Genomic DNA, 11,407 nt, shown 5'->3' on the forward strand with positions numbered 1-11,407 from the left:
AACATAGACTGAAGACAGGTGCCACGACGAAATGAGTAAGGTAGGCGCTGCTAACTAATCAGTGAGTAATCGACGAATATCAGCATGATAACCGACAAAATTACTTGCTTCATTCTATGCGTTAACTCACTTAATACTAAAAGTGAATACAATGGTTCTGAAATTAATGAACAAGGTTCAGTGTATTTAACTTGACGTGGCGAGCCATACCAATGCCTCATTAAGAGGCTAAAAATTGTTGGCCAAAATCAGCGACAAAGGAGCAAAACCAACTGTTTTTTGTCCTTGTTTAACAGCTTGTTATGCAGAAAGAAACGCAATTCTACTTTACGCTTATTTCTAGTAGTTCACTCATCATTTTCCTGCCAAAATTGACAAACTTACCTCCACCACTTGAAGTTAGCATAACTACTCCGACATTATATTCTGGAGAAAATAAATACTCACAGCCATAACCATCTAAATCGCCACCATGAAACAATACTGTTTTAGAAAACAGAGGGAACTCATTGCTTGCTTCAAACATTCCAAGGCCATAACTGAGTCCTAGGTATATTTCTCCAGCCTGAGTAAATTCAGTGTCATATTTTATTTGAGTTGAAACGAGCGGTGAAGTCACTCCGTTTTTACTGAATAACGAGTATGCCTTCAGTTGTAACACCATAAGGCGAGCTAGATCATCAATACTTGAGTAAACACCCCCATGTGGCGCTAATAACCCCATATTCCACGGTTTAGTCACAACTTGACGATCGTCTTTTCTGTAAGGTAAAGCCATTTGAGTGTGCTTTTGGCTTTCAGATAAATTTACCAAAGTATTTGAAAGGCTATATTTATCATTAATATAATGTTTAACTAATTCAGCATAACTTGTATTTGTCACCTTGCTCAACACATATCCAAGTACAGCATAATTTAAATTTGAATATTCCCATTTTTCATTAACGGTAAAGCTTAATTTAATGGTTTTTAGCGCACTCAATAGCATTTTTTCATCATAACCACCTAAAAATGCATCACCATCGATTCTAGTGACGTTTTTAGGATAATTAGGTAAACCAGAACGATGTGTCATTAGAAGTTCAATCGTTAATGATTTAAATTCTTCCAGAGAATCTTTTGGAAAAACATCGGGTAAAAGATCAATGACACGATCAGTAAGCTTCAGTTTCCCCTCATCTATTAGCTCTAACGTTATAATACTAGTTAATACTTTCGACTGAGAACCAATTTGAAATAACGTCTTAGAGTTTATTGCTTGCTTGGTTTCTCTGTCTTTTATACCTACCGCTGAAGTAAATACCACTTTTCCTTGTTGAATAATGCCAACTGCCAATGCTGGAACATCTTCTTTAGCCATAAATTCTTTAATTTGTTGTTCAATTTTAAACTTATCTACCAGAGTAACCTGAGCGAATACTGATGGAATAAGAAAAGATAAAAGCAAAGCTAATTTTTTTATCATTATTTATCTCGTTTTAGTAAAGTTGACGACTATTGCCAAATCTTAATTTTCTGCATAACGCCACATTCAGCGGCAAAAAATTGTTGGCTATAATGTTGAACGAAGTGAAAACAGCCAACTGTTTTTTGTCCGTTTGAATGCCTTGTTAGGTTAATCTAGCTTCTTTAGTCGCATAGATAATAAAACAAGTAATCCGCCCATAATACCTGTAGAAACACCTCCAGTGAGACCAAGGGATATAATGAATGGCTTTAAAATAAATAACGATAATACAAGAGCAGGTATAAATAAAATAGCGGCCACTTTAAAATTTATAAATGATTTAAATGGTTCAGAGCAATGAGGGCATACTTTAACTTTGCCAAATTTATTCAAAGTTTTAGAAAATAGACTTATTTTTTTATCGCAATGTGGACACTTCAATGTGAATCCTCCTTATTAACCTAACGCCCCTCTTGAAATTCTTGTTAGGTATTTCTACCCACAAGTACCTGTTCTTTAACATTTTTTGAGATATCAACCCAAGTTTTATCATTATTCAAGACTAAATTAATACTGATATTTTTTGCGACTTTAACAATGTGATGAAACCAATCGGAATGACACCATTCTCTTGGGGCAGGAGATTTAAATGCTTTAAGCTCATCGTCCCAATTAACTTCCGCAGCTTCACGATAAATATATTGGTAATCAGGCTTTCCTCCACTAGCTAAGACAACAAACAATTGATCATTTTTAAGTATCTCAACCTTTTCGATAACTTTCATGCTCGATAAACACCCAACGCCCTGTTAACAGGCAATAAAATAGTTGGCTAAAATTAGCGAAGAAGGAGCAAAAGCCAACTGTTTTTTGTCATTGTTTAACAGGTTGTTAGGCGAATTAACTGCCACCGTACTTCTTGTTTGCTTTAAATGCTTCAACTTCTAAAGGAGCATTGGTATATCCATATTTTGCCAAATCAGATAAATGCTGAAAAATGATTTTGTCCAAGCTTGACCTTTCGATTTGTAATACGTGAACAAGTTCGTGTGCTAATTTGGGGGTATCAAGTTCATATCCCTTTCTAACGTATATTGAGTAGCCAAAAACTTGGGCATTATTAATAATATTTTCGCCGATAAAACCTAACGACAACCCCATTTTCTTTAAACCTTCATTTTCATAAGGGTACGGGACTCTATCAACGTAAACGATTTTGACTTTTTCAGGAAATTTAATCCCGACTTCACTAGCTAAATTAAGTCCTTTTTTATCTAAAGGTATACCTATCTTTATTCCTTTTTTATCAACTTCATGCGCCCACTCGATATATTGTGGCAACAATTGCTCAAAAGCTCCTATAGCCTCGTTATTTGCATTAGCTTGCCAAGATATCAGGCTTGCAAAAGTTAAACTCATTATTATTTTCATAGTATCCTTTATTAAATGTAAGGCATTCGCCTAACGCCCTATTAAGAGGCTTTTAATTGTTGGTTATAATGTGAAGCGAAGCGGAACCTAACCAACAATTAAAAGCCCTGCTTGAATGGCTTATTATAACGTTACCCGATTTCATCACCTAATAGCTCTAGATTATTTATAAACCGTTCTGCAATAGCTTTAATTGCTATCGGAATTTCTTTTGAATCAGCTCGATAAGAAACTTCAACCTGTATTGCTGTATTTTTATTTGCAGGGTGCCTGCAAATATTTCCTATAGTATTGTAATATTGGAAGCTCTTTCGGCTTTTACTCTTGCTTTGATGATCTTCAGCTACTGTTTTATAACTGAAACAACTATTTTCTTTGAAAGTTATAAAGTTATTTTCTACAACACGATTAAACCACCTTTCTTTATCATTATTTTTGTATCGCTCAGCTATAATAGACTCTAAAAAATCGTTGTCCTTATCGAACTCACCAACCCAAAATAAATTAATATTTGCAATTACACTATCAGTGCTGGTTGGGATAGTACCAAAAGTAATACTATTTTGAGAATGTTGAATTAAATACCAACCTAGTTCATTGGGTGAGTATATTTTTGCTCCTAAAATTTCGTATTTACCATTAATCTTTGCTTTTGGATATGGGGGCGAAGAGACGCACCCCACTAAGATTAGTATTAGAAAAACACCTATATATTTCATTATTGATCCATACTTAAAATTCATGTCCATTTGTTGATATTAACTTTTCAATTTCATTTTTTTCCAAACTTGAATCAGAACAATGAACATAGCCTTTAACTTGTGAAACTATGTACCCTTCTCCTGCAACAGTATTGTAGGAACTCTCTTCTACTTCAAAATTTTCAAAATCCTTTTCGTTACATAACTCCTTCGCTCTTTTATTCCATGTATTCCATGCGCCTGAAAAGTTAGTCCAAGGTGCAAAGTTAGTTTTTACTGTCAATCGGTATAAACCGGAGACTAATTTAGTATCCAAAAAGCCTCCACCCAAATGATTAGCGCCATCTTCATTTAAGTTATGATATGAAGCACATGAAGAAACAAATAGAACTAACAATAAACATTGAAAAAACCTTGATTTACATCTACTCATTCGATTCATACACCTACGTTATAACGCCCTATTAAGCAGCGCGAAATTGTTGGCTAAAATGCGAGGAACGAAGCTAGCCAACTGTTTAGCGTCCGTCTTGAATAGCTTGTTATATCTGGCTTACATAGCAAACACTTAAGTTACCAAGAACAATAAAAGGTTAAAGCGTGGAATGAGTAGATTTAAAAAACCTTTCGCCACTTTGCTACTAAACGTGAATTTGAGCCGTTTACTAAAAAGCCAATTAAGCAAAAACCTAAACAAACTTTATAAAACCTAAAGGGAATTGAGCGATATGCACTAAATCCATTTAGGCGAAAACTGTGTAACCAAAAATACAAACTGATCTCATGCCACTAAAGTTACCACAAAAAAGAACGGAAACAAGCACAAACTATTAATTTATATGCCCAAGTTGCAAAACATAATTACTTGAACAGTGGCGACATATAACGCCACATTAAGGGGCGAGAAATGGTTGGCTAAAATGTGTAGCGAAGCGAAACCGAGCCAACTGTTACGAGTCCCGCTTGAACGTCTTGTTATATGTTTGCTACCACCAAACAGTTATCACCACTTGGTGAAAGCTTGCCAGAGACGTTATAAACAGTGTCGGGTTTTATATCAATATTCAGGGTGCCTGGGGATAACTTCTTGCCCCATGAATAAGAAAACTCACACATTATTGATACGGTATGGTTACCAACTTCGATAGATGCTGTAGTACCTAATTTATAATTACCTTCCCATAAAATATCGCCTTTATCAATTTGGCGAATCATAACTTTTACAGCTGATGAATCTTCTCCAATCAATAGACCTTGCCCTGATTCAGCATTTTGTGGAGTAGATTGACACCCAAACATTAAACTTAGAATGATTATTGTTAAAACTTTAGATTGCATAAAAAATCCTTTAAAACACATAACGCCACGTTAAGCGGCAAAAAATTGTTGGCTAAAATTGTGAACGGAGTGAAACAGCCAACTGTTTTTTGTCTGTTTGAACGCCTTATAGTTGATAAGTGGAACATGCTCCTGTTGGTTACGAATATTGAACGGCAAACATTCAATGTTTCTAACAAAACGTTCGAACCAACAGAGCAACTCATTTCAAAACGCATACTCAGGGATTGCCTACGAGGACTATCTATAAGACCTGCGAGAAATGAGATTTAAGCACACTCCACTTGTAACTTTACGCGCAGGAGCTGCAAAATGAAAGCATATAACATTGATAATTTCTCTGCCTTAATCGGCATTGATTGGGCAGATAAAAAACATGATATCTGTGAACACCCTAACCACACCGATAAATACCACTATTCCATTATTAAGTGTAAACCCGAAGCGCTATATGAATGGGCAATGAGCCTTAAAAATCGTTACCCAAATCAACAACTCGCTGTGGCCTGTGAACTTAAAAAAGGACCTCTTATTTATGCACTAGCCAAATATAATCATATCAGTTTATTCACCATTAATCCCTCTACAGTCGCTAAATATCGTAAGTGAAGTGGCATTAGGCAGTAATAGAGATCGTTATGTTTTCAGTAAACTAAATACATGATTATTATAAAATATATCGTCTTTATATAGCTTTATTATGAACTACTTCTAGTTCAAAACCACATTTGCCTAGAACACGCATAGAAACCGTATTTTGAGAAAAGATAGATGCAAACAACCTAACAATATCTGTAGTATTGAATACTAACGATATTATTTCATTTACAGCTTGCGTGGCAATGCCATTAATCCAATGGTCTTTTGCAATCCAGTATCCAATTTCAGCAGACCGCTGATATTCAAACTTCCCCTTTTCAGCACCAATGCATCCAACTAAAGAGCCATTAAAATCTATAGCTTTAACTATACCCATTTTACTTCCAGTGGAAATCCACCAATTAGCATCTTCCGAGGTATAAGGTGTTGGGATTTTAGATGATAGGTACTTAACTACTTCTTGGTCATTCAAAATAGCAAAAGTAGCTCTGTATCACCTGAATTAAAATTTTTAAGAGTTATCATTGGTATTATTTAATCGCCAAGTCAGAGGAAAACATAACGCCACATTAAGTAGCAAAAAATTGTTGGCTATAATGTTGAACGAAGTGAAAACAGCCAACTGTTTTTTGTGATCTTCCCCCGATAAAACGGACACATTTTTTTTCACGCTGCCAGGGCTTCATATTCTATTGGCGAGCAATAACTTATCCCTGAATGCACCCTGAAACATTGTAGTATTTGTTAATGTAACTGCCAAGTATTCCGCGCAGTTCTTTATCACTATCAAATACATTACCACGAATAACTTCCATGTTCATTGAATGGAAAAATGACTCCATATGCGCATTATCAGGACATTTTCCCGCTCGGCTCAAGCTATGAGTTATCGCATATCGTTTCAATACTTTTTGATAAACGTGTACACGATAATCTACACCTCTATTAGTATGAAGCATCAAATCACCCGACGGTTTTCGTTTCTTAACCGTATTTTCTAATGTGCGCTTCGTGACGTCCATCGTTCTATTTTTATCTAAACTCCAGCTAATAATATGCCGTGAATATAGATTCATTATTACCGACAAATAACGCCATACACCTTTCACTTTTAAATACGTGACATCTGCTACCCATACTTTATCTTTAACCAATGGCACGCCAACATAAGGCCGTAAGTTTTTGCCTGTCGCAGGAAAACGTTTATAAAACGCAGAGCGTGTAGTTACCCGCATCACTCTAACAACCAGCCCAAGCGCTCTATACGACCGTTCTACACGCTTTTTACCAATGTTGTATCCTTGCTTTTGTAATGTTTTAAAAATGCGAGGACTACCATATCGGCCTTTTTTCTCGGTCAATATTTGCTGGATTTTCTGTTTAAGTTCAACATCTTCTATCGCACGGGCACTGGGTTGACGCTCACGCCAATCGTAATAGCCACTTTTAGATACATCAAAAAATTCCAGTAACCTTTTGACCTTTATGTCGGGTCTGAGTTTTTCGATGAATCGATATCGGCTTGATGCTCCTCGGCAAGAAACCGTTGCCACTTTTTTAGAATAAACAGCTCCTCCTTAAGCTCTTTATTTTCACGTGCTAGTTCCTGCTCTTTGGTCAGTACTTTTTGGGCTTTTGATTGGCCAGCCACTTTTTTTCGTTTATCAGCCACAATTATTCCTTCACGATATTCTTTTCGCCATCGTGACAGCATAAATGGGTGTATGTCGAGTGTTTCAGCAACAGATTTGATTGTGACGCCGACAGTAAAACTTAGTTGAACAGCGTTGACTTTAAAGTCGTTTGAATACTTCCAAGTTCGTCTTGGATTGTTGTACTTGGGCATAAGACACCTTATCTTTAGTTAGATTTTGGTGTCCGTTTTATCGGAGGAAGATCATTGTCCCACTTGAATAGCTTGTTATATAACTATTTATCAACAACCTGAACAGGTTTTTTAAAATTCATTATTGCTAAATAAATCCAACCGCCGATCCATGTAAAGCCAAGTGCGAATGCTACTACACCGCTTATTAACAAAGAGCGTTCTTGCTTCTTTGCTAATCGAATAGCGAATAAAGCAGGCAAAACACACGTTAAAATTAAAATATAAGGAACCATTGCTACATTAATATTCATATTACTCTCCTTGTGAATATGACTTCATAGTCATATAACGCCGATTTAAGAGGCAAATATAGTTGGCTAAAATAGGTGAGCGGAGTGAACAAAAAGCCAACTGTATTTTGTCCTACTTGAAATTCTTGTTAGGCTTTAACCCACTGTAATCATGAGGTTTTCAACTACGCCTTTATTGTTTTCTATAACGAGGTGAAGTTCTGTGCCTGAATCAGATTTTAAATAGCCTTTTACTTTTGAAGCCGGGCATCCGGGAATATTGCAACCTTCGAGAGATAAAACTTTATCCCCGACCTTTAATCCTGCTTTTTCTGCAGGTGAATTGGCAATGACTTTATTAACAATTAGTTCATCAACTTCAGGAGAAAAGAAACCGCTTGCAGTATAGTCCCAAGTGACTCCAATTTTTATTTTTTTATCACCAGCAAATGAATTCACTGAAAATAACACGAATAATAATATGACTAATTTTTTTCGATATTGCATGACACTTCCTTGTAAGCCTAACGCCCTACTAAGCGGCTAAAAATAGTTGGCTATAATTTGCGAGGTACGAACACAGCCAACTGTTTGTTTCCGTCTTGAGTTGCTTGTTAGGTGAACAGCTTTGTAAATACAATAACTTAAACCAAACTCTAACAATAATATAACATTCGCCACTTAATAAACACAACTGCTAGATTTTGAGCCGCAACACCAAACAATGAAAAGCCAATTCGCAAGGACATTTTGTTTTTGGTAATGCCCGAAGACTATATTGGCTTAAATGACGTAGGCTTGGCGAAACACTCCAAAACCATATTTAGAAAATACAAACACTAGATTAAATTGGCAAATACTTTAAACAATTAAAACGAAGTGGCGATTACACCTAATGCCTTAAGAAGCGGAAAATAATGGTTGGCTATAATCGCGAAGCGATGGCCTACTGTTATTTTTCCATTTAAGCACTTGTTAGGTGACATTCACGCTGCTATTTTTTTGCGTGTTTCCAACAAAAATGGCCAAGAGGGAACAGCATTAATAAAATTAAGACACTAAGGAAGCCGTTTTCTAAATCACCCGTTGAGAATCTAAATACAATACCAGATAAAGCGCCCAAGCCAACGAGTGAAAATATTGCGATGATTGACGTTGGAGAAAACAGAGATGTGTGTTCCTTTGATGCTTGGAAAATAAGTTGATAGCTAAGCTTTCCAAACCAAACAGCCAGAAGCAGAAAAAAAATAATGATTCCCGCAGCCTGAATTGAAAATAGTGCGGTTCTATTGATAAGTAAAAAGCCAATTAGAGCTAAAAATGCTAAACAAATCGCTGATGTAGCCAATCCAATACCGGCACGATAAAAATTGATAATACGATCATCTAAATTCATACTAAATCCTTGTATGTCACTTAACGCTTCAAATATGGGGCGCGGCTGTTTAGCGTCCCAGCCATAATTTGTTTGTTATGTTCGTTTTTGCAATTTTTGAGTTTGTTTTTCGAATAGAAACCCTAAGGTATCAGCAACGTGTCCTACTGCGGTAACCCCCCTAAGTGTCAGTTCTTGATCGATACTCAAATAGCGACTCACATTATTGCCAAATGATTTAATTATATTGTTAATTTCCCCGTTATTGAATATTTCAATAAACCGAGTACATGGTGCCGATTTCTGATTGCGTGAATCTGTACAATTTTTGGCATCTACTGCTAGCTCTTCGTAGTTGCTTACCAACACCTCTAGCTCTACTTTGTTATCCGCCGCACTAGCCAATGCGCTTAAACAGACGGAAAGCAAAGATAAAGTAATTATTAAAACTCGAATTTTCAATTTTTTCTCCGTTTGAACGCATTGTTAGCAGTTTTTACTGTTGCTCAATTTCTGGTTGTTTGTCCAAGAAGACGAGCAAGAACGTTGCAATTGGGCCTAAGGGTAAAGAAATAAAAAACCAAAGTAATCCACTTCTATTTTTACTTTGAGCCAAACCAGCGTTCAATAATGCTAGAGTTCCTAACCCTACTGCATATTGACCACCTTGAGCCAAGATTTCACTTCCATTCATTTTACTCTCCTTAATTTAATTAAATGCACCGAAAATATCGAAACTGCTAACTGTAAATTTTCCTGCTTTAATGACTTGTTATATGCCGACTACACCGTAATTGGCCCGAAAACTTTGATACTTAAAGCAAATACGATAACAAAACAAAGTTGCCCAATTATTGGTACAACTATGGGAATTAATACAGTTTGCCAAACAGTTAACTTTAGAAACTTTCGTATGACAGCTAAAAATATAATAATAGTTAATAACAATGCCGCTAAATCGTCAAGAGCAACCAGCTCACATAAAGTAGAGCTAACTAATTGAATGCCTAGTAATAACAAGCTTAAATAAGTCGCTCTCTTTCTTCGTTGCTCGCTAACTTTTAGCCTATTCAGAATAAAATTGAAGCTAAAAAAATATCCAACTAAATTTGAAAGTAAATATAGAAATGTAAACACAAAATCCCTTTAGGCATATAGACACAATGACTCCCCACAAGGTGCTAGCCTATGAACGTGGGTTAGTTTTACAAACCAGAGCCATAATATATGTGTCAACAATATAAAACAGAGGCTAGCATGATAAAACATAACATACTTTTCATTGGCTTAGATACCCATAAAACATTTACTAAAATCGCTTATAACGAAGACCAGCGCGGCACTAAGTCAGTTCATTTAGGTAAAATACTCAGCGATAAACGTGATGCGCTCAAACTTGCAAAGCTGCTCAAGTCTGAAGACTTAACATCTATCTATGTCCCTGAGCCCGAAGATGAATCCGAACGTGATTTATCCCGAGCACGAGAAACAGGCATGAAAGACTTAAAAGAGGCTAAATATCAACTTAAAGCATTGTTGTTACGTAACAACATTAACAGCAAAATAAAAGATAACTGGTCATTACAGTATTTGCGTTGGCTCGCTGAATTAGTATTACCTCATCCTTGTCAGCAAATTGTTTTGCAAGAAGCGGTTTTAACCATTACCGAAAGGTTAAAACGCTTAAAAAGGCTGGATAATGAATTAACCCATCAAGTGAAGCGTTGGCGATTTTATCCCGTAGTTAAAGCGATACAGGCGCTCCGTGGTGTGAGGTTATTAGTCGCCACAGGCGTGATTGCCGAACTAGGTGACTTATCACGGTTCGACCATCCCAGAAAATTAATGAGTTACCTTGGTCTTGTACCAAGCGAACATTCAAGTGGCGATAAACGCCATTTAGGTGCTATTACCAAATGCGGTAACAGCCGTGCAAGACGACTACTGGTCGAAGGTGCCATTCGTATAAACACAACGCCAATATTTCAAAAGAAATGCAATTAAGACAAGAAGGGTTAAGCAAAGAAATTATTGATATGGCTAGGCAAGCTCAACTGAGGTTGTGCCGACGCTATCAACGACTCATGCATAAAGGCAAACATCGTAATGTGGTCGTTACGGCCATCGCCAGAGAAATGATCGCTTATATTTGGGCTATTTCTCGCGAGGTAGTGCTACCAAAAATTGATGTGAAGCTAAGAATATCGAGAGTACCTGCATGAATAAAAGTTTTGAGTTAGCGCATGGGATCAAGCATCGGGTGTGGCACAATCACCGACGGCGTTAGGACGGCAATAGCCTAACGGCTATTGAACCGCTAACATAGACTGAAGACAGGTGCCACGACGAAATGAGTAAGGTAGGCGCTGCTAACTAATCAGTGAGTAATCGACGAAT

Annotated in this window: 13 protein-coding genes and 2 pseudogenes; 2 read left to right on the plus strand and 13 right to left on the minus strand. The window is 36.6% G+C overall.

Annotated features, from left to right (window positions below; all coding sequences use genetic code 11):
• Positions 1–322: 322 nt before the first annotated feature.
• From H4J66_RS05325 to H4J66_RS05350, 6 genes are all read right to left on the minus strand, one after another.
• Complete coding sequence (locus tag H4J66_RS05325) at positions 323–1,465, minus strand: serine hydrolase (RefSeq protein WP_182171493.1); 1,143 nt, start codon at positions 1,463–1,465, stop codon at positions 323–325.
• Between the two features lie 467 nt (positions 1,466–1,932).
• The gene (locus tag H4J66_RS05330) at positions 1,933–2,232 is read right to left on the minus strand and encodes a hypothetical protein (protein ID WP_182171496.1); all 300 of its coding nucleotides are present in this window, start codon (positions 2,230–2,232) and stop codon (positions 1,933–1,935) included.
• A 115-nt stretch (positions 2,233–2,347) separates the two neighbouring features.
• On the minus strand, positions 2,348–2,878 hold the full coding sequence (locus H4J66_RS05335) for a hypothetical protein (protein ID WP_182171499.1): 531 nt from the start codon (positions 2,876–2,878) through the stop codon (positions 2,348–2,350).
• 131 nt (positions 2,879–3,009) lie between these two features.
• Complete coding sequence (locus H4J66_RS05340; RefSeq protein ID WP_182171502.1) at positions 3,010–3,597, minus strand: hypothetical protein; 588 nt, start codon at positions 3,595–3,597, stop codon at positions 3,010–3,012.
• Positions 3,598–3,610: 13 nt separating this feature from the next.
• Entirely contained in the window at positions 3,611–3,895 is a 285-nt protein-coding gene (locus H4J66_RS05345; RefSeq protein WP_182171505.1) for a hypothetical protein, read from the minus strand.
• A gap of 659 nt (positions 3,896–4,554) precedes the next feature.
• Positions 4,555–4,917, minus strand: coding sequence for a hypothetical protein (locus tag H4J66_RS05350; RefSeq protein WP_182171508.1), 363 nt, complete (start codon positions 4,915–4,917; stop codon positions 4,555–4,557).
• A 312-nt stretch (positions 4,918–5,229) separates the two neighbouring features.
• Between H4J66_RS05350 and H4J66_RS05355 the strand changes: the two genes are divergently transcribed.
• Positions 5,230–5,526: an IS110 family transposase gene (locus H4J66_RS05355; RefSeq protein WP_259369061.1), complete on the plus strand. Its 297-nt coding sequence runs from the start codon at positions 5,230–5,232 to the stop codon at positions 5,524–5,526.
• Between the two features lie 76 nt (positions 5,527–5,602).
• Here the strand turns inward: H4J66_RS05355 and H4J66_RS05360 are convergent, their stop codons facing one another.
• The 7 genes and pseudogenes from H4J66_RS05360 to H4J66_RS05390 form a co-directional block, all read right to left on the minus strand.
• The gene (locus H4J66_RS05360) at positions 5,603–5,989 is read right to left on the minus strand and encodes a GNAT family N-acetyltransferase (protein ID WP_259369062.1); all 387 of its coding nucleotides are present in this window, start codon (positions 5,987–5,989) and stop codon (positions 5,603–5,605) included.
• 194 nt (positions 5,990–6,183) lie between these two features.
• Positions 6,184–7,363: pseudogene (locus H4J66_RS05365) on the minus strand (IS3 family transposase).
• 83 nt (positions 7,364–7,446) lie between these two features.
• Positions 7,447–7,656, minus strand: coding sequence for a hypothetical protein (locus H4J66_RS05370; protein ID WP_182171511.1), 210 nt, complete (start codon positions 7,654–7,656; stop codon positions 7,447–7,449).
• 135 nt (positions 7,657–7,791) lie between these two features.
• Entirely contained in the window at positions 7,792–8,142 is a 351-nt protein-coding gene (locus H4J66_RS05375; RefSeq protein WP_182171514.1) for a PDZ domain-containing protein, read from the minus strand.
• Between the two features lie 487 nt (positions 8,143–8,629).
• Positions 8,630–9,031: a hypothetical protein gene (locus H4J66_RS05380; RefSeq protein ID WP_182171517.1), complete on the minus strand. Its 402-nt coding sequence runs from the start codon at positions 9,029–9,031 to the stop codon at positions 8,630–8,632.
• Between the two features lie 75 nt (positions 9,032–9,106).
• Positions 9,107–9,472 carry a hypothetical protein gene (locus H4J66_RS05385; RefSeq protein WP_182171520.1) on the minus strand — a complete coding sequence of 122 codons (366 nt, stop codon included), beginning with the start codon at positions 9,470–9,472 and terminating at the stop codon, positions 9,107–9,109.
• Positions 9,473–9,506: 34 nt separating this feature from the next.
• The gene (locus tag H4J66_RS05390) at positions 9,507–9,704 is read right to left on the minus strand and encodes an antitermination protein NusB (protein ID WP_182171523.1); all 198 of its coding nucleotides are present in this window, start codon (positions 9,702–9,704) and stop codon (positions 9,507–9,509) included.
• 563 nt (positions 9,705–10,267) lie between these two features.
• Between H4J66_RS05390 and H4J66_RS05395 the strand changes: the two are divergent.
• Positions 10,268–11,232, plus strand: a pseudogene (locus H4J66_RS05395) (IS110 family transposase).
• Positions 11,233–11,407 lie beyond the last annotated feature (175 nt).

It is taken from the genome of Colwellia sp. MB3u-55 (assembly GCF_014076785.1).
Classification (GTDB): Bacteria; Pseudomonadota; Gammaproteobacteria; order Enterobacterales; family Alteromonadaceae; genus Colwellia_A.